Origin of the sequence: Paraconexibacter sp. AEG42_29 (assembly GCF_040581415.1) — a bacterium.
Classification (GTDB): domain Bacteria; phylum Actinomycetota; class Thermoleophilia; order Solirubrobacterales; family Solirubrobacteraceae; genus Paraconexibacter.
Window position 1 is genome coordinate 2,780,985 of sequence record NZ_CP114014.1, and the last position, 20,645, is coordinate 2,801,629.

Below are 20,645 nucleotides of genomic sequence, written 5' to 3' on the forward strand. Positions count from 1 at the left end.
GCGCGGCTAGTAAACCAACCTACCCGTCGCTCATGCAACCAGGCGTCACCCGCGGGGTGTCAGCGGAGCTCGCTGTCCTCTTGGACGGCGGCAGCGACGCGTAGGAGGCTGATCACGCCGATGGCGACGAACCGCTGGATGGCCTCGTCGTAGGTGAGCCCGAAGGACCGCGCGTGCTGCGCGTGTTCGGCGGCCTCGACCACGCCCGAGACGAACGCCAGCGCCCGCGCGGCGTTGCCGAGGAGCTCGGATCCGTCGGCCGTGTCGTCCACGTTGCGGGCGATGTGCCGCAGGCCCTGCTTCAGCGGCTCGCCGGCCAACCGTGCGTGCTGGCCGGTGAAGCGCGCACGCAGGCGGACCGCAAGTCCCCAGTAGGCGAGCGCGGCCTCGACGACGGCGAAGGTCGCGGCGCTGACGCGCAGCCGGGTGTCCTGGTTCTCGAACGGGCTGGGTTCGGCGTCGAGCTTGCTGAGCGCGACCTCCGTCTCGGCGAAGCGGCGGGCCACCAGCAGGTAGTGCCGCGACATGTCCAGGCCCTCGGGGGCGAGGCGCTCGTCCGCCGACGCGAGCATCCCGTCGAGCAGGTCCCAGAGGGCGTCGCTCATGGCGCGGTGCCCCGGGAGGTCGTGTGCGCTGCGCCCCAGGCGAGGGTCCCGGCGGGGTCGCGGCGGCCCGCGAAGACCGCGACGTGGGTGCCGCCAGGGATCCCGTCGAGGAACGCGCCGCCGTCGAGCTCGTACCGCATGTTGGTCACTTTACGGCCCTGCCCACCCGCTGTCTGCGGTGGCGTGCTCCCCCAGGCGACGTAGGCCTCGGTCACGCCGGTCGGCCAGTCCCACGTGACGCGGGTGCGGCCGTCGCCCTCGCGGGTGACGCGCACGCCCTCGATGAGGACGCCGGGTGGCCGGGGTGGGTCGGGGGTCGGCGGCGGTCCGGGGGCGGGGGGCTCGGCCGCCTGCTGCGGCGCCGGCGGCGCGGGTGCCGGCGGGGCGGCGGCCGGCTCGGGCTGTGGTGCGGGTGGCTCCGGCGGCGCGGCTTCCTGCTCCGGCGGCAGGGGTTCCACCGCCGGCGGTGGGGGTGCGGGCGATGCGGCGGCCGGTTCCGCCGCTGAGGGCGCGGCGGGCTCCGGCGCGGCGGGCGCCGACGCCGACGGGAGCACCTCGTCACCGCTGCCCGCCACGAGCTCGAGCAGGACCGCCGGGCCGTCGTCGCCGACCAGCGACACGCGGTAGACGTAGGTGCGGCCGCGCCCGACCTGCCGGTCGCGGTAGCCGCCGGGGTCGACGGAGATGCGGCGCTCGACGTCCCCGTCGTCCCGGCGCTCGGTCCGGTGCAGCACCACGTCGGCGCCGGGCGGTGCGGTCCAGCTCAGCTCCACGGGGATCGACGCCCGGGCCCGCACGCCGGTGAGCCCGCTGAATTCGGGCGCGGATGGGGTGGCAGTACTGGGTCTCGGAGAGCGCGACGCGGCACTGCCACGCTCGTCGGCGCCGGCCGGGGTGGCAGTACCGGGTGCCGGAGAGCGCGATGTGGCACTGCCACCTCCTTTCGGGGGCGCGCCTGCGAGGACGGGGTCGGAGGCCCGCTCGCCCCGCAGCACCCGCACCGACCACGACACGCCCGGGACGACCGCATTGCTGTCCGTCCACGTGGTGAGCGTCGTCCGGCCCAGGACCCGGGTCGAGCCGCCGGCGGTCCGTTCGACCAGGTAGGCGTCGACCCCGGACTCGGCACTGGCGGGCCAGGTGAGCACCGCACCGTCCTCGGTGCGGTCGACGGTGACGTGGGCGACCGGTGCCGGGGGCGCGTGCTGGGCGGCCCGTGCGGCCTCCCGCTCGGCACGCACGGCAGCCAGCGCCGAGCGCGGCTCGTCGAGGTTCGCGCTGCACGACGGGCAGCGCGGCAGGTCGGCGGGCGAGACGGTCCGGCAGGCCTCGCACTGCACCGTCAGATCGCCGCGGCAGCCGGCGCACGCGGCGGCCCCGACAGCGTTGACGGTCCCGCACGACGGGCACCAGGTGCCGAGGCCGGCGGCGCTCGTCGCCAGTGGCGGCCCGCCGGCCGCCGCCCGCTCGCGGGCGGGCGCAGCGACCTGCGCGATCAGCGCCGCGTCGGAGGTCCCGGCTGCGCGAGCGGCGGCGACCGCCTCACGCGCGCCGTCGATGTCGCCGGCCAACAGCGTGTCCGCCACCCCGCCGGCGTTGTCGGCCTCCAGGCCGGCCATGTAGGCCCGCGGGTCGCCGACCACGAGCAGCTCCCGGGCCTGCGCCAGCAGCTCGTCCGTCAGCGAGCGCTCGCGGTCCGCGCGGCGGCGGCGGTTGACCTCGCCGATCTTCGCCAGCCGCTCCTCGATCGTCGCCGGCGTTGCCGACACGGGCAGCCCGAGCAGCGCGAAGAGGTCCTCCGCCAGCTCGGGCTCACCGCGCAGACGGGCCAGCTCGCGCAGGTTGGCCGCGACCTGCCGGCGGCGGCGGGCGACCGGGTCGTCGCTGCCCGCCGCTTGCCGCCGGCGCGGCGCCGCGGTCGGGGCAGGGGCGTCCGGCGTCCGCTCGAGGCGGTCGCGCAGGGCCCGGCGGGTCGGGGTGTCGGTCAGCGCCTGCTCGACCCGCGGCCACTCCTTGAGCACCGCCGAGGCGACGGCGGCCTGCCGCGCCCGGCTGAGCTCTTTGTTCAGGAAGCCCTTGGCGGCGCTGAGCCGCTCCCGGATCGCGCGGTCGTCGTCGAGCTCGCGCGGGATGTGCGCGAGCCAGAACAGGTCCTCGACCTCGGACGGACTGCGGTCCCGCAGCGAGGAGAGGACCTCCTTGCGGTACGCCGATCCGTCGAAGGCCGCGGCTGCCACGTCGTCAGAGGTTCTTCTTGTGCAGCGACACGGCGCTGCGCTCGGCCGCGATCTGCTCAGGCGTCATGGAGCTGGTCGTGTCGACCTGGAGCGTCAGGGGCTGCAGCTGCCCGGCGTGGTGGGCGGTCACGGTGAGGATCCCGTCGCGGCCCATCTGCATGCGGACGGTGACCGCGGTCCCCTGCGGGTAGCCGGGCGGCAGGTCGGTGATCTGGCCGCGGATCAGGACGTTGTTGTCCGCGGGCGACTCGGACTCCTCGGATCCGCCCTGCTCGAAGACCTCGACGCTGATGAGCGACTGGTCGTCGACCATCGTGTAGAAGGTCTCCTCCACCTGCACCGGGACCGCGTCGTTCTGGTGGACGAGGAAGATCGCCGTGTCGACGTTGTCGCGCTGGGCGACGACGCCGAACCCGCGTGAGCAGACGTTCACGATCTGCGTCTCGACGACCGACTTGACGGCCTCGCTGGTCATCCCGTGCGCGGCGGCGGCGTCGGCCATCGCCTTGGTCAGGTCGACCCCGCGGCCGGTCGCCTCCTCGACCGTGCGCTCGAGCATCAGCTTCTGCCCGAACAGCGCAGCGCCCTTGGCGACGGCCAGGTCGGGGTCGGCCAGCTGGCCGTCGTAGCCGAAGGCCTCCTTCAGGCGACGGGCGACGGCCGGCATCTTCGACGAGCCGCCGACGAGCAGGACGCGGTCGATCTGCGTGACGCCCTCGCGGGCGGCGGCGTCCACGGTCCGGCGGGTCAGCTCGATGGTGCGGTCCATCAGCGACCGGGTGACCTCCTCGAAGTCGCCGCGGGTGACCGACACCGACGCGCGGTCGGCGCCGCTGACCACGAGCACCTCGGCGGTCTCGCGCTGGGTGAGCGACTGCTTGACCTCCTCGGCCTGGGTCACGAGGTCGGCCTCGCTGTAGACGTCGTCGAACGGATCGGACGCCTGCGGCTGGGCGGACAGGAAGCGCTCGGCCAGCAGCCCGGCGAGCTCGGCGTCCCAGTTGGCGCCGCCCAGCTCGTGGTCGCCGTCGGTCGCGACGACGCGGATGTTGCCGCTGCCGAGCGCGATGATCGTCGTGTCGAACGTCCCGCCGCCGAGGTCGTAGACCAGGATCGTCTCGTTCGCGGAGCCGTCCTGGGCGAAGCCGTACGAGTAGGCCGCTGCGGTGGGCTCGTTGATGATGTCCAGGACGTTCAGCCCCGCCAGCTCGCCGGCGAGCTTGGTCTGCTCGCGCACCTCGGTCCCGAAGTAGGCCGGGACGGTGATGACGACGTCCTTGACCTGCTCGCCCGTCGCGCGCTCGGCGTCCTTCACCAGCGCGCCCAGGATCAGGGCGGAGACCGCGGGGGCCGACCACTCGCGCCCGCCGGCGTGGAAGCGCCAGGCCGTGTCCCCCATGTGCCGCTTGACCAGCTGCGCGACGTTGTCCGGGTCGATCCGGGCCGAGCGCTTGGCGAGCTTGCCGACGACCACGTCGTCTCCCTGGAACTGCACGACGCTGGGCGTCGTGTTGTCCCCGTCCATGTTGCTGATGACCTCGGGCCGGCCGAAGCGGTCCATCTGGGCGATGCACGAGTAGGTGGTGCCGAGGTCGATGCCGAAGACCTTGTCGATGCTCATGGCTCTACGTCTCTTCCGTGCTGGTGGGTGAGGCCGGGTCCGCCGGGGTGATCGGCGTGATGTAGCGGTGGACGACGACCTCGGCCGCGCGCAGCATGCGGCCGTCGTCACGGCGCAGGCCGCTGCGGCGGATCTCGGCGATTGTGCGGTCCAGGTGCGGCTCGTCGGTCGTCGCCGATCCGGCGGCTTGGTGGGTCTGCGGGTCGAAGGCGTCGCCGATCTGCGGAACGAGCTGCGTCACCCCGGCGTCGTGGAGCAGCTCGTCCACCTGGCCGGCAAGGTAGGTGAGGTCCGCGTTGGCGCCGTCGACGGCGCGCAGCCTCGAGAGGTCGTCGGCCAGGCGCGCGAGGCCGCGGATCAGCGGTGCGACGGCCTCCCGTACCTCGCCGGTGCGCAGCTGCCGGTTCTCGGCGTGCAGCTCGTCCGCCATCTCGGTCTGCTTGCGGGCGATGGTGGCAAGCTCGTCGGCGCGCCGGGTGGCGGCGGCGGTCTCGTCGGCCTGGCCGCGCACCGTGTCGAGCGCCTGCTTCAGCGCCTCGCCGAGCTGCTCGCGCGTCGGACCGCTCTGGGCATCCGCCTCGGCTGCGGGGGCGGCAGGCCCGGGGTCGGCGGTGGCGGCCGGCTCGGCGGGCGTTGCGGGGACGTCCGCCGAATCGTCCGTCGCCTGCCCCGCCTCGGTGTCCTCGTCGGGCGCCGGGGCGCCCGCTCCCGGGCGGTCTGGATCGATGCTCACGGGCCGAACCCTAAGCCCTCGGTCCCGCGACGACAAGCCGCAGCAGCACCGATGGAGAGGGGGCGTGCCTGGTGATACGTTGACCCTTCGTGAGTCCGATCGTCACGCTCGCCGCAGGCGCAAACCAGCCGCTGGAGGGGCAGCAGATCACGATCGACGTGCACGCTGTGAACCTCGGCGGCGTGGTGGTGCTGGCCGAGGAGGACGGCGCGCTGCGGGCCCTGCCTGCGGCTGACGCACTCGCCCCGGTCGACCTGCGCTCGGAGACCGCCGCGCGGGTCCTGGTCGACCTCGCCGCCCTGCCCGCCGGGATGACGCGGCTGCGCGTCCTCGCCTGGTCGGTGGCGCGGACGCGGGTCCTGTCGCCCGCGGGCGCGCAGGTCGCCGTCGACGGCGTGGCGGTGATCAGCGTCCCGGTCGCCGACGCGGGCGGGACGCTCCGCAGCGCCGAGATCCTCGAGGTCTACCAGCGCCACGGAGCCTGGAAGCTCCGTGCGATCGCGTCCGGATGGGAGGGGCACGTCCCGGCGATGGCGCGAGCCGTCGGCCTGCCCGAGGCGACGTTCGCTGGTGCCCCCGGCGGCGGTGCGGGCATGGGTCCCGGGGGTCGCTCCCCGTCCCCGCCGGGCGGTGCCCGCGGCACACCGGAGTCCTCCCCCCTCCTCGGCCCTCCGGCTCTGCGCGGCATCGCCGACAGCATCGTCGGTCCGGGCTGGCGGGACGGCGACGGCGACTCGCTCTTCTTCGAGGTCGCGGGCATCGTCGTGCACCTCATGTACGAGAACCGCGGCGGCATCGTGCAGCTGGTCGCGATCATCCCGATGGGCAGCGGTCCGCGCACCGACGCGACCGCGGAGGTCGCGCTCCGGGTGACCGGGGCCGCGCCGATGTCACGGGTCGCGCTGCTGGGCGACGGCGGCGCCATCGTCACGGCGGTCGTCTACGTGCAGGACCACCAGCTCGACAGCGGCGTCGTCAAGGCGCTGCTGAGCGACGCGTGGGTGACGGCCGCGGACTTCGGAGCTCGCGCGCGACCGCTCGGGTGGGAGGTGACCGACCGCCTGACGCCCGCCCTTCCCCGCGAGCTGCGGCTGGGCATCGGCGAGGAGCTGCAGTCCGTCGAGGAGTGGCGGGGTGTCCGCGAGCGCCTGCTGATGAACGACTGCATCCCGCTCGCCGACGAGCCGGCGGCGCTGCTGGCGGTCGACCAGGAGGGCCAGCTGTGTATCGGGCCGAGCCTGCTCGCCGGATCCAGCCGGGCGTGGGCGATCGTGGTCGAGCGCGTCCTGCGGTCCGACGTCGTCGCGCGCAGCGGCGTGTGGAGCGCGCTGGCCGACCGCAACCAGCCGATCAGCCCGGTCCGCTTCGGCGTCGTGGACGAGGTCGGCGTCGGGGGGCCGCCGGCGATCACGGTCAGCTACGCCGCACTGCAGATCCCGCGCACGCAGGTGCTTGAGGACCTGCAGCGCGGGCTGGAGGCGGTCGACGCCGCCTCGAACGACATCCACGGGCTGCTCACGACGCTCACGCCGGACGCCGACTGGCAGCGCAACAACCTGCCCTGGGTGCCGACGCGGCGCTGGAACGGCCCGGGGACGGAGTTGCGCGACGCGCCGCTCGTGCGCGAGCTGTCGACGCTGCCGGACGGAACCCCTCCACCGAGCGCCTACGCGACCCGTGTACGTCATCAGGCGTCGGCGGTCGGGCGCCCGACGGTCGCGTGGATCGCGCACCTGGCGCTTCTGCGGGCCGAGGCGGATCCCGTGTCGGACGACTGGAAGGCCTGCGCGAAGGCGCTGGTCGGGCTGGCCCCCGTGAACGGGCCGGGCGAACCGAGCGCGACAGCGTCGCTGCACGTCCGCCTGGACCGGCTGCTGCATCCACAGCCGGTGCGGTCGGGGGGCGGCGCCCCGCCGTCGCCGCCGCCGTCGGGCGCGCCGCGCTCGGGTCGGCGCTGGCGGATCTTCGGCTGAGCCGCGGCGGGACCTTTCGGGCGCCGACGGTGGTGCCGGCTCGGGGCGCGCGCGGGCCGGCGGCGGATCGCACGGCTCCGGGCCGGGTGGATCGTCATTCACCCCTCCCGCTTGGGTCAGTGGCAGATTGCACGGCTCCCGGCCGGGTGGATCGGCATTCACCGCCTGGCCGCTGGGTGAACGGTCAATCGCGGGGCTCCGAGCCTGGTGGATCGGCATTCACCGCGGACGCGCTTGGGTCAGTAGCGGATCGCACGGCTCGCGGCCGGGTGGATCACCACTGACGCATGGCCGGGGTCGGTGGCGCTGACGCCGAGGACCCGGGTGGTCACGGTGACTCCGAGAACAGCGGACTGGAGATAGCGGAGTACGTGGCGCGGTCGTCCGGGCCCGGCACGGGGCGCGTGCCCGGTCGCCGGCGCCGGGACGAGTGGCGGATCGCAGGGCTCGGAGCCTGGTGGATCGGCATTCACTGCGGACGCGCTTGGCCAGTGGCGGATCGCAGGGCTCGGAGCCGGGTGGATCGGCATTCACCGCGGACGCGCTTGGCCCAGTGGCGGAGCGCAAGGCTCCGAGCCCGGTGGATCGGCATTCACCGCCCGACCCGACCGGTGGTCAGCGGCGAGGGCGGAGCACGAGCCTTCGCACCGTGCCGCGGGGCTGCCCACCGGCCGTGGTGGTGCTGATCCGCAGGGTCGCCCGGACCGAACGCCGACTGCGCAGCAGCTTGCGGGCCGCGGGCGTCAGCAGCAGCCGCGCGGTGCGCTTGCCCCCGGCGTCGAGCTTCGTCGTCACCCGGGCCAGCTCGGTCGAGCCGACGACCAGGCGGGCGGTCGTCGTGCAGGCCGCACGGCAACCGACGACGACCGCGATGCGATTCGTGCTCGACGCACGCAAGGTCGGGACCGCGCGCCGGACCTCGCCGCACTTCTTCTGATCGACGACCCGGTCGTCCTGGTCGAGGTCGACCGTGTCGTCGCCACCGAGGCAGTGGACCGCGTCGTCGACCGACGCCACGTCGGTGAGCGGGATGGCGACGCTCGCGGCCGCGGCGGCACCCTGGTCGCGGGCGTCGAGGACGTCGGTGCCGGGGCCGCCGTCCAGGAGGTCGTGCAGCCCGCCCCGGCCGACGATGCGGTCCTCGCCGTCGCCGCCCTTCAGCTGGTTCAGCCCGTCGTCCCCGATCAGGACGTCGTCGAAGCGGCTGCCGGTGATCGCCTCGACGGTCGCCAGCACCCGGTCGCCCTCGCCCGGAGCGCCGTCGTCGACGTCGTCCCCGACGGTCACGGTGACGCCCTGCGGGCTGTCGAAGTAGTCGAACGAGTCGAACCCGGGCCCGCCGTCGATGACGTCGCCCCCCGGGCCGCCGTGCAGGTTGTCGTCGTCCTCCCCGCCGAGCACCCGGTCCGCCCCGGGGCCCCCGTCCTGCTTGTCGCTCCCGGTCCCGCCCGTGAGGACGTCGTTGCCCTCCTCGCCGTACAGCGTGTCGCTCTCGGGCGCGTAGAACTGCCCCGGCACCGTCCGCGACCCGACCGCCCCGGTGAGGATGTCCCCCGCGATGCGGTCGTCACCGGACCCGCCGCGGATGGTGTCGCGGCCGGCGCCGCCGTCGATCACGTCGTTGCCCGCGCCGCCGTCGAGCTGGTCGTTGCCGGCCCACCCGACGATGACGTCGTTGCCGTCGCCGCCGCTGAGGTTCTCCCCGAACTCGTCGATCTGGGGCGTCGTCGACCCGTTCAGCGCCGCGATGACGTCGCCGCCCTCGAGCGTGTCGTTGCCCGGCCCGCCGTCGACGGTCCCGCCGCCGGGTGCCGCGGCGTGCGAGCGCAGCGTGTCGTCGCCGGGACCGCCCATGAGGAGGAAGAGCCCCTCGTTCGAGGAGAACGAGCGGTCGACGAACCCGCTGTCGTCCCCGCCGCCGAGCTCGACCGTGAGGATCGGCGGCGGCGTCTTGGCGTACGGGCACCGGGCGGTGTGCGCGTCGATGCGCTCGCAGCCGTCGGTGCTGTCGAGCGGGACGGCGGCGTCGGTGATGGTCACCGCGGTCGGCGTCTTGCTGATCCGCACGTCGTTGGCCTCGCTGCCGGTGTCCTGCAGCGTGATGATGGAGGCGCCACCGGTGAGCGTGGCGGCGAGCCCCGGCTCGGCCGCGCCGGCGAGCGCTGCGAGCGACATGGCGGTCGCGACGACCCACCTGACCGGAAACGAGTGCGGCACGCGCGGCAATGTACCTGCGGCCACGGCGCGTCTGCGTCAGGAGCGCTCGGCGACCAGGATCTCGAGCGTGCCTGCGGGTGTCCGCAGGCGCTCCACCCGCCGCACGTCCCGCAGCCCCGCGGCCGCGATCCGGGCCGGCAGCAGTCCCCGAGCGTGCTCGCCGGTCGGGCCGAAGCCGTCCAGGAGCTGCAGGCCGAAGAAGGCCGCGCGCATGACCGGGTCCTGCGGACGGCCCCAGTCGGCGACCACCAGACGACCGCCGGGCTGCAGCACGCGGCGGCATTCGCGCAGCGCCGCGATCTTGTCCCCGGGCAGCAGGTGGTGCAGCACGAGCGTGCAGGTCACCCGCTGGAAGGTCCCGGCGGCGAACGGCAGCCGGCCCGCGCGCGCCTCGCGCCACTCGACGCGGACGCCGGCCCGGTCGGCCTTGGCGGCGGCGCGCTCCAGGATCGCCGGGTCCACGTCCACCCCGGCCACGACCGCACCTGGCAGCCGCTGCGCGAGCGCGACCGCCAGCGTCCCCGTCCCGCACCCGAGGTCCAGGACCCGGTCGACCGGCACCGGCGGATCGCCCGACGGCCGCTGGACCTCTTCCAGGACCCGTGCACGCCAGCGCTCCTCGCGCATGGTGAGGGCGACGACCGGGTCGTACAGCGCCGTCAGCCCATGACGGCCGGCGGCGGGGACGAACGCGGCGGGCTGATCGCGGGCGGGCGGCACGGGCGTCATCCTGCCACGGGCTTCGCGTAGCCTGCCGATCGTGACCGACGAGCCCGCACCGCCGACCGACGCGGAGCTCCTCTCCGCCGGGCTCCTCGAGGGCCTGGCCGGCCAGGGTCGCCGCGAGCGCCTGGACCTCCTGCGCTGGCTGCTGGGCGAGGGCTTCGCGCTCGCCGACCTGGAGCGGGCGACCGCGACCGAGACGCTCGTCCTGATGGCGTCCGAGCGCGCCATCGGCGGGGGCCAGCGCTTCACCGAGGCCGAGGTCGCGTCGAGGGCGGGGGTCACGCCGGAGTTCCTGCGTGCCCTCGAGCGTGCGAACGGGCTGCGGACCGACGCGGCCCAGGGCGCCGCCGACTCCCCGCAGTTCACCGACATCGACGTCCAGGCCGCGACGATCGCGCAGGGCTACATGGCGGCCGGGCTCAGCGAGGAGCAGGTGCTCACCGTCGCGCGGGTGATCGGTCGCGGCTTCACGCAGATCGCCGAGCACATGCGGCAGATCACCTTCGAGCTCGTCGTCCGGCCGGGCCTCACCGAGCTGGAGCTCGCGCAGAACTACCGGGCGGCCGCCGAGGCCCTGGTCCCGTCGCTCGGACCGCTGCTGGAGACGACGCTGCGCCTGCACCTGCGGCAGGCCGTCGGCTCGGAGGTCCTCACCGCCCAGGAGCGCACCACGGGCGACCTTCCCGGTGCCCGTGAGGTCGTCGTCGCCTTCGCCGACCTGGTCGGCTTCACGCGGATGGGCGAAGAGGTCCCGCCAGCGGTCCTGGGCGACGTGGCCGGCCGGCTCGAGGACATGGCCGGTGAGGTCATCGACGCCCCGGTCAGGGTCGTGAAGACCATTGGCGACGCCGTCCTGCTCGTGAGCACCGACGCGCCGGCGATGGTCGAGGCGGCGCTGCGTCTGGTGGAGGTGGCAGCCGCGGAGGGCGAGGACTTCCCGCAGCTCCGCGTGGGGATCGCGTCGGGCCTGGCGGTCAACCGGTCGGGCGACTGGTTCGGCGCCCCGGTGAACCTCGCGAGCCGGGTGACCGGCGTCGCCCGAGCCGGCAGCGTCCTGGCGACGAACGAGGTGGCCGACGCGGTCCCGGACGGCGTCGAGTGGTCGCTCGCCGGCGCCAAGCGGCTGAAGAACGTGGCGAGTGAGGTCAGGGTGCAGCGGGCTCGGCGTCCGGCGGCGCCCGCAGCGTCCGAACCGCCGGAACCAGGAGCAGGCCGAGGGCGACGGGGACGCCGATGACCGACATCGCGTAGAGCGTCTCGTGCAGGCCGAACGTGGTGGCCGCCGGGCCCGCCAACGCCAGGCCCACGGGCAGCAGGCCGGTGGACAGCGTGTAGTCGTAGCTCGACACCCGCGAGATCGCGGCCGGCGGGATGTGCTGCTGCAGCGACAGCTCCCAGAGCGTGAAGTACATCGCCACCGCGACGCCCGTGACCGCCTCCAGTGCCGCGATGCCGGCGATCGGCAGCCCGCTGCCGATGATGATCGCCTGGCACGAGGCCACGGTCAGCGCGCAGGTGCCGACCAGCAGCGGCCGGGCGAAGCGCACGCGGATCACGATCAGGTCCCCCACGATCGATCCGGCGCCGAACGCGGCCGTGACGATCGCCCAGCTGGACGCGCCGCCGTACTCGCGCTCGGCGAGCACGGGTCCGAGGACGAAGATCGACGGCAGCACGACCACGTGGTAGACGGAGATACCGACCAGGCCGGTCCAGACCCACGTCCGCGACCGGACCTCCGCGAACCCCTCGCGCAGCTCGGCGAAGAAGTCCGGGGCGGCTACCACCTCGCCGGCGTCCCTGGGGTCAGGCTCCCGCGGCTGCAGCGTCGACAGCGCGAGCGCACTGGCCGCGAACGTGACCGCGTCGACCGCGAGCGCGTACCCCGGGCCGGCGACCGCGATCAGCACGCCCGCCACCGCCGGGCCGGCGACCATCCCGGTGGACATGACCAGCGATCGCAGCCCGGTCGCCGCCTGCAGGTTGTGGGGCGCCACGGTCAGCGGGACGAGGCCCGTGATCGCCGGGCTGAAGAACGCGTCGGCCGTGCCGAAGACCGCGAACAGGACGGCGAGGTGCCAGACCTCCGCCGTCCCGCTGATCAGCAGCGTCGCCGCGATCGCCTGGACGACGAGCCGGATGAGGTCGGTCAGCATCATCAGGCGGTGGCGCCGGACGCGGTCCGCGATCACCCCGCCGACGAGCGTGAAGACGAAGAACGGGACTGTCGCGGCGGCGATGACGAACCCGACCTCGGCCGCGTCACCCCCGATCGAGAGCACCGCGAACGGCAGCGCCACGAACGTGATGCGGTCGCCGATCGTCGACAGCGCCATGCCGGCGAACAGCCGCCGGAACTGGGGCTCGTCCCGTAGGACGGCCGGAAGCAGCCGCGTCATGGCGTCACGACGCGGCCACGGCTACATCAGCCGTGCAGCTTCTCCATGATCGCGTCGTCGACGTCGTAGTTGGCGTGGACCTCGCCGACGTCGTCGTTGTCGTCGAGCTTCTCGAGCAGCCGGAAGAGCTTGCCGGCGGTCTCCTCGTCGACCTCGGTGCGGACCTGCGGGCGCCAGAGCACCTCGCTGGAGGCGATCTCGATGCCCGCGGACTCGATCGCCTTCCGGACGGCCTGGAAGTCGGACGGCTCGCTGATGATCTCGAAGTGGTCCTCGGCGGCGACGATGTCCTCCGCGCCGGCGTCGATGGCGACCATCAGGTCGTCCTCGGACGCGTGCTCGGTCTCCACGATCACGACGCCCTTCTTGTCGAAGAGGTAGGACACCGAGCCGGGCTCGCCGAGGGCCAGGCCGGCCTTGGTGAAGATGTTGCGCACGTCCGCGCCGGTGCGGTTGCGGTTGTCGGTCAGCGCCTCGATCAGCAGCGCCACGCCGCCGGGCCCGTAGCCCTCGTACATGACCTCCTCGAACGACTCGGCGTCGGCGCCGGCGCCGGTCCCCTTGTCGATCGCGCGCTGGATGTTGTCCTTCGGCATCGACGCGTCCTTGGCCTTCTGGACGGCGAGCGCGAGCGACGGGTTGCCCTCGATGTCGCCGCCGCCGCCCTTCGCGGCGACGGTGATCGCGCGCGAGAGCTTCGTGAAGGCCTGGCCGCGGCGCGAGTCCTTGATCGCCTTCTGGTGCTTGATCGACGCCCACTTCGAATGTCCCGACATACGGAGCAGGCTACCGGGAGCGCCGGATTTCAGGCTCTCTTAGGTTTCGCTCAGGCCGCGCTCAGGTGCCTCCGGGAAGCTGGATGCACCCCACCATCCCAGCCGACCTTCCAGGAGCCACCCCATGCGTGCCGCCCTTCCCAGCCCCGTCCCGCCCGCCGCCGCGTACGACGACGTGCGCCGCATCCTCGTGGTCGCGAACGAGACCGCCGGGTCGGAGGTCCTGCACGACCTGGTCCTCGGCGCAGTCGGCGGCGGCCGGGAGAGCGAGGTGTTCCTGATCGTCCCCGTGCTGCACGACGGGCTGCTCCGGGTCCCGTCGCACGTGGCCCGCACGCCGTTCGGGACGCACGACGCCGCCGCCCGCCTGCGCGCCGCAGTCGACGAGCTGCTCGCTGAGGGCGTCCCGACCAGCGGGCGCCTGGTCCATGTCGACCCGCTCCACGCGATCTCGCAGGCGCTGCGGGACTTCCCGGCCGACCTGGTGGTCATCGCGACCCACCCCGCCTCGCGGTCCGCCTGGCTGGCGCATGACGTGGTCGACAGGGCGGCGCGGGCGTTCGGGCTGCCGGTGGCACACGTGGTGGTCGACGACCTGGCGCTGGAGCCGGTGGCCTGACCGCCGCGACGTCCTCGCTGACAGGTTCGGCACCGCATACGTGGCCGAACCTGTCACTCGGCGCGCGGGTGCGAGCGCCGCGGCGGCGCTCACCGCCCGCGCAGGCGGCCTCGTAGGCCGCGGCGGCCACCGGAAAACGCCGGCGGCGCCGCGCCGCCGTGGGCGTCCAGCAGGCCCGCCAGCCAGGGGTCGAACTCGTCCGCCCCCACGAGGACCTGCTCCCGGACGGGCAGGACGCCGTCCCACCACAGCGAGATGACGCGCTCCTCGGGGCTGAGCGCCGCCGCCGTCCCCGCCGCCAGGTGCCGCCCGTCCGCCACCAGCAGGTGCGGCTTGAAGGTGAAGCGCAGCCCGTCCCGACCCTCGGGGTCGCGCTCGGGCTCGGTGATCCAGTGGTGGTGCGTCCAGCCGACCCACGGTCCGTGGACGCCCCAGGTCAGCTCCTCGACGGCAGCGGGGACCTCGACGTAGCCGGCCCGGGCGACGCGCTGCAGCTCGCGGCAGACCCAGACCGGGTCGCGGACGTCCTCCAGGGTGTGCGAGCAGACGGCGACGTCGAAGGCGCCGTCGGCGAACGGCCACGGCTCGTGGTCGCAGATGTCGCGCTGGATCCAGGTCTCGTCCGTGAAGCGCTCCGGCGTGTCGTCCTCCGCGCCGTACAGGCCGCGGGTCGCGTACGGCAGCAGGTCCAGGACCGCGTCGGCCCGCGGCAGCGGCTTGGCCCAGCCACCGACGTCGAGGACGCGGGCGTCGTCCGGGGTCTCGCGCAGGAGGCGCTCGCGGGCGGCGTCGAGCATCGGCTCAGCCGGCTCCGAGCTCGCGGTAGAGCGCCAGGTGGGCCTCAGCGCACGCGGCCCGCGAGAAGCGCTGCGCGCGGGCGACGCAGCGCGCCGCGGTCTGGGGGTCGCGCGTGAGGTCGATCGCGGCCAGCAACGCGGCGGCGAGCTGCTCGGGCGTGTCCGCCTCCGCGGGGAACAGGACCCCCGTGCCGTCTTCGACGCCGACGACCTCCGCCTGGGCGCCGACGACCGGCGTCCCGCAGGCGAGCGCCTCGGCGAGGACGAGCCCGAAGGCCTCCCCGACCGACGGCAGCGCGTGCACCCACGCCGACCGGTTGGCGGCGGCGAGGGCGGCGCGGTCGTCGAGGTCGACCTCGTCCACCCCGTCGGCCGGCCACGAGCCCACCCCTCCCGCGCTCGCGACGCGCGTCAGGACGAGCCGCGCGCCGGGGTGCTCGCGGCGCACAAGCGCCAGCGCATCCACCAGCAGCCCGACCCGCTTGCGCGGCTGCGTGTGGTCGGCCGCGCAGAGGATCGTCGGCGCCTCGGTGCGTGCGGCGGCCGGGTCGGCGGCGGGCGTGAACGTGTCGACGTCGACCGGCGGTGCGATGACCCGCGGATCCACGCCGAGCCAGGTGCGGAAGTGCTCGGCGGCGAGCTCGCTGAGAGCGACGACGGCGTCGGACTCCGCGCAGGCCTTCACGACGAGCTCCTTGCGCAGGCGCCGGTTGGCGAGCGAGACGCGGTGCGGCAGGCCCATGTAGCTGAAGACCACCGGGACACCCGTCGCGCGCTTGTAGCGCAGCGCGGCGGCCGCATCGGTGGCGTAACACGGCTGGACGACGGCGGGCCGAGGGTCGCGGCGCAGCGCGGCGTAGGTGAGCGGCACGTGGGCGAGGTGCTCCTCGTAGAGCCGACGGCGCAGGCGGCCCTCCACGGGCGGGCGCCACACCCGCGTCACGGTCAGCCCGTCCTCGAGGCTCGTCACCGGCCGCGGCGACCCGCCGGCACGGCTCGTGATCAGCCGGGGCCGGTGGCCGGCGGCGAGCAGGCCGTCCGCCAGCTCGCGGATCACGCGCTCGGATCCGCGGCGGACCTCGGGCCAGAAGACGGGGTTCAGGAAGGTGACGTCCACGGTGCGCCGTTCAGGCTTTCACAGCGACGCGGTCACAGGAGGAGCGAGCGGTGCCGGACGGAGCCACGGGCCAGCGCGGCGACCTCCACCACGTCGAGGACGGCGCTGCCCGGCAGCTCGGAGACCGCGCGCGCCCGGCCGCGCCAGCTGCTGCCGTACCCCGGCATCGAGCCGGCGGCCCACGGCACCGTCGCTACGAGCGCCGCGGCCGGACGCCCGCGCAGCAGCAGCGTGGCCGCCAGCAGCAGGAACGGGACCTTCGTGTGCTGCGGCTTCCAGAACCAGCCGCCGCCGGCGTAGGAGCGGCGGATCTCCGGGTGCTTGCGCGTCAGGTACGGCAGGTGCTGCCAGCGCCACGACTCCCGCGCGCGGGCCACGAGCGTCGCCGGCTCGACGCAGTGGAACGTCAGCATCGCGGGTGCGCCGACCATCTCCACGCCCTGCTCGCGCGCCCGCCACGCGAGATCCGTGTCCTCCCCGGCCGCGACGGGCAGCGCGTCGTCGAACCCGTCGCACGCCGCCAGGACGGCGCGGGGATAGGCGATGTTGCAGGTCTGGGCCCAGATCGACGCCTGGCCGCCGACGAGCTCGACCACCTGGGTCCGCGCGTGCGGGGCGTGCAGCTTGACGACCAGCTCGTCGGGGTCGATCTGCGTCGGCCCCTGCACGATCGCATCGGGCCGGGCGCGCACCGCCGCGAGCGCGTGCTCGAGCCATTCGCGGGGCGGGCGGCAGTCGTCGTCGGTGAAGAGCACGTGCGGCGCGCGGGCCGCACGCCAGGCCGCGTTGCGCTTCTGCGCGGGGCCGGCGGTCCCGGCGTCGAAGGCCAGCGCGCGCAGGACGCCCGCCGCCGTCAGCGGATGCGCGGCGAGCAGCGCATCGGTCTCCGGGCCGCGCGAGTCGTGCGCGACGATCACCTCGAACGCGTCCCGGTCCAGGGTCTGGTCGGCGAGGGCGTTCAGCAGCCAGCGCAGCCGCAGCGGCCGGTCGTGCGAGGGGACGACGACGCTGAGCGCGGGGCCCGTCACAGCGTCCCCGGGTGGTCGCGGTACCAGGCGACCGTGTCGCGCAGGCCGTCCTCCAGGGATTTCCGCGGCGCCCAGCCGGTGAGGGTGCGCAGCCGGGCGGTGTCGGCGGGCTCGCGGTCGACCTCACCCGCGGTCACCGGCGCATCGCCGTACTCCGCGGTCACGCCCGCTCCGGCGATCCGGATGAGCAGGTCGGTCGCGTCGCGGACGCTCGTGACCGTTCCGCCGCCGGCGTTGAACGCCTGCCCGGCGGCGGGACCGCCGGCCGTCGCCGGGGACGACTGCGTCCCGGCCCCGAGCATGCCCGCCACCGCGAGCGCCGCGGCGGCGGCGTCGGAGGCGTGGAGGAAGTCGCGCTTGGGGCTGCCGTCGGTGTGGATCTGCGGCGAGCGGCCGGCCAGGACGGCCCCGACGAGCTCGGGCACCAGGCGCGAGCGGTTGAGGTCGCCGCCGCCGTAGACGTTCGTGAACCGGACGACGCCGACCGGGAGCCCGTAGGTGTGGAAGTAGGACCGTGCGATCAGGTCGGCGGCCGCCTTGGACACGTCGTACGGCTGGCGGGCGTCGAGCGGCATGCCCTCGGCGTACGGCAGCGCGCGCGGCGGGCCGTACGCGCGGTCGGTGGACGCCACCACGACCCGCTCCACCTCCTGCACGCGGCAGGCCTCCAGCAGCAGCCACGTCCCGCGGACGTTCGTCTCGAAGGTCGGGATCGGCGACTGCGCACCGGCCCCCACGATCGACTGCGCCGCCAGGTGGAAGACGGAGTCGACCGCGTGCTCGGCCAGGGTCTGCTCCAGCAGGCGCGCGTCGAGCAGGTCTCCCTGGACCACCGTGCAGCGGGCGTCCAGGCCGTCGAGGCGCAGGGCGGTACGGGCGGCGCTGTCGCGCTGGAGGACGACCACGCGCACCTCGCGCGCGAGCAGGGCCTGCACGAGCCAGTACCCCAGCAGGCCGCCGGCACCGGTGACGAACGCGGTCCGCAGCGGGTCCGTGCCGGCCGCCGTCGGGGAATCGGGCATACCGGGCGGAGCGTATCGGGGCGGTGGCGCGCGAGCGGTCATGCCCGCCACGGTCCGCGTAGGCTTGCGGGCGATGCCGATCGCCGAACGCGCAGCAGCCCTGGGCTGGTACCACGTCCTCGAACTGGCCCCTGGGGTCGTGACACCGGGGATGTTCGACCTCCGCGGTTCCGAGCACCACTACCACCTTCCGGAGGACATGACCGGGATGCGGGCCCTCGAGGTCGGTACGTGGGACGGGTTCTGGGCCTTCGAGATGGAGCGCCGCGGCGCGACCGTCGTCGCGATCGACCTCGACGACGAGCGTGAGCTCGACTGGCCCCCGCGCCGCCGCCCGACCGAGTGGCCCGAGCGCGCCCGCGGTGCCGGCTTCGCGCTGGCCAGCGAGGTCTACGAGTCCAAGGTCGAGCGCGTCATCTGCTCGGTCTACGACATGACGCCGGAGAAGCTCGGGGGCCAGTTCGACCTCGTCTTCTGCGGGTCGGTCCTCATCCACCTCCGCGACCAGCTGCTGGCCCTCGAGCGCATCGCCGAGCTGACGAAGCCCGGCGGGACGTTCATCAGCGCCGAGGAGTACGACCCGTGGCTCTCGCGCCTGCCGGTCGCCCTCTCGCGCTACCACGCCGACCGCGACGCGGCCGTCGTGTTCTGGATGCCGTCCGTCCGGACCTGGAAGGCGATGCTGTGGACCGCCGGCTTCGACACCGTCGTCGAGAAGGAGCGCTTCAAGATGCAGGCCACCGGCGACTTCAGCGTGCGCCACGTCGTGCTGCACGGCACGAAGAAGCGCTGAGGGCGCTCGGCTGATGGCCTCAGGCGAAGGCCTGCCCGACCCCGTCGTCCCGGCCGACGCCTACGACGAGGCCTACTACCTCGAGTGGAACATGGGCTACGAGGAGTGGAAGGCCGACCCCGGCGCGCCGATCCACGGCACCTACTCCTACGCCCTGCAGCGGGCCGGGCTGGCCGCCGGCGAGGTCCTGGTCGACGTCGGGACCGGGCGCGGCGAGCTGCTGGCGCTCGCGATGCAGCGCGGAGCGGCGCGTGCGGTCGGGCTGGAGTATTCCGAGGCGGCGGTCGCGCTCGCTCACCGGACCCTGGAGGCGCACGGCGCCGACGCCGAGGTGCTGCTGGCCGACGCCCGCGCGGTGCCGCTGCCGGATGCCGTCGCCGACCTCGTGACGATGCTCGACGTGGTCGAGCACCTGTCGCAGGACGAGCTGCACCGCGCGCTGTGCGAGGCGCGCCGGATCCTGAAGCCGGGCGGCCGGATCATCGCGCACACCTTCCCCAACCGCCTGATCTACGACGTGACCTACCGCTGGCAGCGCCGGCTCGTCCCCGGCCGGCGCGCCCGCTGGCCGAAGCAGCCGCGCGGCGAGCTCGAGGCGTCGATGCACGTCAACGAGCAGTCACGTGGGTCGCTCCGCAAGGCCCTGAACGCCGCGGGCTTCCGCGACGTGCAGGTCGGGTTCGGCCACATGATCCACGACACGATCGTGCCGGAGGCCGACGCCGGCGCCCGGACGACGCTGCACCGCCTGGCGGCCCACCGGCCGACGCATCCGTTCGGCCGGGCCGACCTGTGGGCGCGGGGCCTGGCCTGACGGGTCGTGCCCTGCGGGGCGCCATGATGGCGCGGCCACCGGCGGCGGCACCTAGAATCGCCGCCGTGCGCCGACCCGGACCCCGCCACCGTCGTCGCCTCTCTGCGCTCGCCGGCGGCGTCCTGGCCGCGACCGCCCTGGCGATCTCCGGGCAGGCCCCGGCGCAGGAGCCGGCGCCGGCTCCGTCGTTCCCGGCTCAGGGCGACCCGCAGTCCCCCCTCGGGCAGCCGTGCTTCGGCGCCGCCGCGGTCGACCCGAACAAGCCCTGCTCGAACCCCGGGCTCGCGCTCACGGTCTACCCGCTCCCCCGCGAGGCCCGCGCCCTGCAGAAGACCCAGGGCTGCGACCACCGCGAATCGGCGGCAGCCGGGCTGCTCGACATCTGCTTCTTCGGCGCCACCCCGCGGGAGGCGACGAGGACCGTCGCACTGCTCGGGGACAGCCACGCCGCCCACTGGCGCAACGCGCTCGACACCGTCCTGGCCAAGCACACGTGGCGGGCGATCTCGATCCAGCGCGCCGGCTGCCCCCTGACGCTCGCGCGGCCGAACCTGCCGAGCCCCGATCGCATCAGCGGCTGCATGAACTTCAACAAGGCCGTCCAGGCCTGGATGGCCGCCCACCCCGAGATCGACGTGGTGTTCACCTCGCAGCACCGCGGCACCGTCATCCCGCGCAAGGGCGTGTCGCAGAACGCGGCGCGGCACAAGGGCTACATCAAGGCGTGGCAGGGCCTGCTGTCGAACAACGTCCGGCAGATCGTCGTCATCCGCGACACACCCCGGATCTCGAGCACCACCATCGCCTGCGTGCAGGGCGCGATCGACGCGCGGGTCCCGCCCGGCGAGGCCTGCGCGCTGAAGAGCTCCTACGCGCTGCGCTCGGACCCGGCGGTCGAGGCCGCGCGGATCATCGACACGCCGCAGGTCCAGGTCGCCGACCTCGGGACGTTCTTCTGCCGCAAGCGGATGTGCCCCCCGGTCAGCGGTGGCGCGCTGATCCTGCGGGACGTCACCCACATGACGACGACCTACAGCACGACCCTCGGGCCCTACCTGCTGCAGCGGGTCGACAAGCTCATGGAGAGCTGGCCGGCGCTGCGCCGCTGAGCGCGAGTCGGGTTCTCGGGAGCGGGGCGTGGGACGGGTGGCCGGCCAGGCGAACCGCG

18 protein-coding genes are annotated in these 20,645 nt (G+C 74.4%); 6 read left to right on the forward strand and 12 right to left on the reverse strand.

The features are described 5' to 3' along the window. Positions 1–59: 59 nt before the first annotated feature. From DSM112329_RS13420 to grpE, 4 genes are read right to left on the reverse strand one after another with little or no spacing between them, the layout of a single operon-like run. Complete coding sequence (locus DSM112329_RS13420) at positions 60–605, reverse strand: hypothetical protein (RefSeq protein WP_354702329.1); 546 nt, start codon at positions 603–605, stop codon at positions 60–62. Continuing rightward, the gene (locus DSM112329_RS13425; RefSeq protein ID WP_354702330.1) at positions 602–2,842 is read right to left on the reverse strand and encodes a hypothetical protein; all 2,241 of its coding nucleotides are present in this window, start codon (positions 2,840–2,842) and stop codon (positions 602–604) included. Before DSM112329_RS13425 ends, DSM112329_RS13420 begins: the two co-directional genes overlap by 4 nt. A 4-nt stretch (positions 2,843–2,846) precedes the next feature. Further along, positions 2,847–4,463: an Hsp70 family protein gene (locus DSM112329_RS13430; protein WP_354702331.1), complete on the reverse strand. Its 1,617-nt coding sequence runs from the start codon at positions 4,461–4,463 to the stop codon at positions 2,847–2,849. Between the two features lie 4 nt (positions 4,464–4,467). Further along, positions 4,468–5,196: a nucleotide exchange factor GrpE gene (gene grpE, locus DSM112329_RS13435; protein ID WP_354702332.1), complete on the reverse strand. Its 729-nt coding sequence runs from the start codon at positions 5,194–5,196 to the stop codon at positions 4,468–4,470. Positions 5,197–5,285: 89 nt separating this feature from the next. Here grpE and DSM112329_RS13440 point away from each other — a divergent pair, with 89 nt between their 5' ends. Then, positions 5,286–7,169 carry a hypothetical protein gene (locus DSM112329_RS13440; protein ID WP_354702333.1) on the forward strand — a complete coding sequence of 628 codons (1,884 nt, stop codon included), beginning with the start codon at positions 5,286–5,288 and terminating at the stop codon, positions 7,167–7,169. 615 nt (positions 7,170–7,784) lie between these two features. Here the strand turns inward: DSM112329_RS13440 and DSM112329_RS13445 are convergent. Continuing rightward, on the reverse strand, positions 7,785–9,386 hold the full coding sequence (locus tag DSM112329_RS13445; RefSeq protein ID WP_354702334.1) for a calcium-binding protein: 1,602 nt from the start codon (positions 9,384–9,386) through the stop codon (positions 7,785–7,787). Between the two features lie 36 nt (positions 9,387–9,422). Next, a complete protein-coding gene (locus DSM112329_RS13450) occupies positions 9,423–10,106 on the reverse strand; it encodes a class I SAM-dependent methyltransferase (RefSeq protein ID WP_354702335.1) in 684 nt (227 codons plus the stop codon). A 40-nt stretch (positions 10,107–10,146) separates the two neighbouring features. Here DSM112329_RS13450 and DSM112329_RS13455 point away from each other — a divergent pair, with 40 nt between their 5' ends. Then, positions 10,147–11,349: an adenylate cyclase regulatory domain-containing protein gene (locus DSM112329_RS13455; protein ID WP_354702336.1), complete on the forward strand. Its 1,203-nt coding sequence runs from the start codon at positions 10,147–10,149 to the stop codon at positions 11,347–11,349. On the opposite strand, the gene DSM112329_RS13460 is transcribed toward DSM112329_RS13455, so the two are convergent. Together DSM112329_RS13460 and DSM112329_RS13465 are read right to left on the reverse strand one after the other, a co-directional pair. Continuing rightward, a complete protein-coding gene (locus DSM112329_RS13460; RefSeq protein ID WP_354702337.1) occupies positions 11,258–12,511 on the reverse strand; it encodes an MFS transporter in 1,254 nt (417 codons plus the stop codon). The two genes, DSM112329_RS13455 and DSM112329_RS13460, sit on opposite strands and share 92 nt — an antisense overlap. A 26-nt stretch (positions 12,512–12,537) precedes the next feature. Continuing rightward, positions 12,538–13,287 carry a YebC/PmpR family DNA-binding transcriptional regulator gene (locus tag DSM112329_RS13465; protein WP_354702338.1) on the reverse strand — a complete coding sequence of 250 codons (750 nt, stop codon included), beginning with the start codon at positions 13,285–13,287 and terminating at the stop codon, positions 12,538–12,540. 124 nt (positions 13,288–13,411) lie between these two features. Here DSM112329_RS13465 and DSM112329_RS13470 point away from each other — a divergent pair, with 124 nt between their 5' ends. Then, a complete protein-coding gene (locus DSM112329_RS13470) occupies positions 13,412–13,906 on the forward strand; it encodes a hypothetical protein (protein WP_354702339.1) in 495 nt (164 codons plus the stop codon). Between the two features lie 89 nt (positions 13,907–13,995). Here the strand turns inward: DSM112329_RS13470 and DSM112329_RS13475 are convergent, their stop codons facing one another. Genes DSM112329_RS13475 through DSM112329_RS13490 form a run of 4 tightly spaced genes read right to left on the reverse strand, consistent with a single transcriptional unit; the run spans position 13,996 to position 17,870 of the window. Further along, positions 13,996–14,703, reverse strand: coding sequence for a methyltransferase domain-containing protein (locus tag DSM112329_RS13475; protein WP_354702340.1), 708 nt, complete (start codon positions 14,701–14,703; stop codon positions 13,996–13,998). Positions 14,704–14,707: 4 nt separating this feature from the next. After that, positions 14,708–15,820, reverse strand: a complete 1,113-nt coding sequence (locus DSM112329_RS13480) for a glycosyltransferase family 4 protein (protein ID WP_354702341.1) — start codon at positions 15,818–15,820, stop codon at positions 14,708–14,710. Between the two features lie 32 nt (positions 15,821–15,852). Next, on the reverse strand, positions 15,853–16,848 hold the full coding sequence (locus tag DSM112329_RS13485) for a glycosyltransferase (RefSeq protein ID WP_354702342.1): 996 nt from the start codon (positions 16,846–16,848) through the stop codon (positions 15,853–15,855). Then, positions 16,845–17,870 carry an NAD-dependent epimerase/dehydratase family protein gene (locus tag DSM112329_RS13490; protein WP_354702343.1) on the reverse strand — a complete coding sequence of 342 codons (1,026 nt, stop codon included), beginning with the start codon at positions 17,868–17,870 and terminating at the stop codon, positions 16,845–16,847. Before DSM112329_RS13490 ends, DSM112329_RS13485 begins: the two co-directional genes overlap by 4 nt. 73 nt (positions 17,871–17,943) lie before the next feature. Between DSM112329_RS13490 and DSM112329_RS13495 the strand changes: the two genes are divergently transcribed. The 3 genes from DSM112329_RS13495 to DSM112329_RS13505 all read left to right on the forward strand — a co-directional run bounded on the left by DSM112329_RS13495 (position 17,944) and on the right by DSM112329_RS13505 (position 20,586). Next, positions 17,944–18,663, forward strand: coding sequence for a methyltransferase domain-containing protein (locus DSM112329_RS13495; protein WP_354702344.1), 720 nt, complete (start codon positions 17,944–17,946; stop codon positions 18,661–18,663). A 13-nt stretch (positions 18,664–18,676) separates the two neighbouring features. Beyond that, positions 18,677–19,477, forward strand: coding sequence for a methyltransferase domain-containing protein (locus tag DSM112329_RS13500; protein WP_354702345.1), 801 nt, complete (start codon positions 18,677–18,679; stop codon positions 19,475–19,477). A 65-nt stretch (positions 19,478–19,542) separates the two neighbouring features. Continuing rightward, the gene (locus DSM112329_RS13505) at positions 19,543–20,586 is read left to right on the forward strand and encodes an SGNH hydrolase domain-containing protein (protein ID WP_354702346.1); all 1,044 of its coding nucleotides are present in this window, start codon (positions 19,543–19,545) and stop codon (positions 20,584–20,586) included. Positions 20,587–20,645 lie beyond the last annotated feature (59 nt).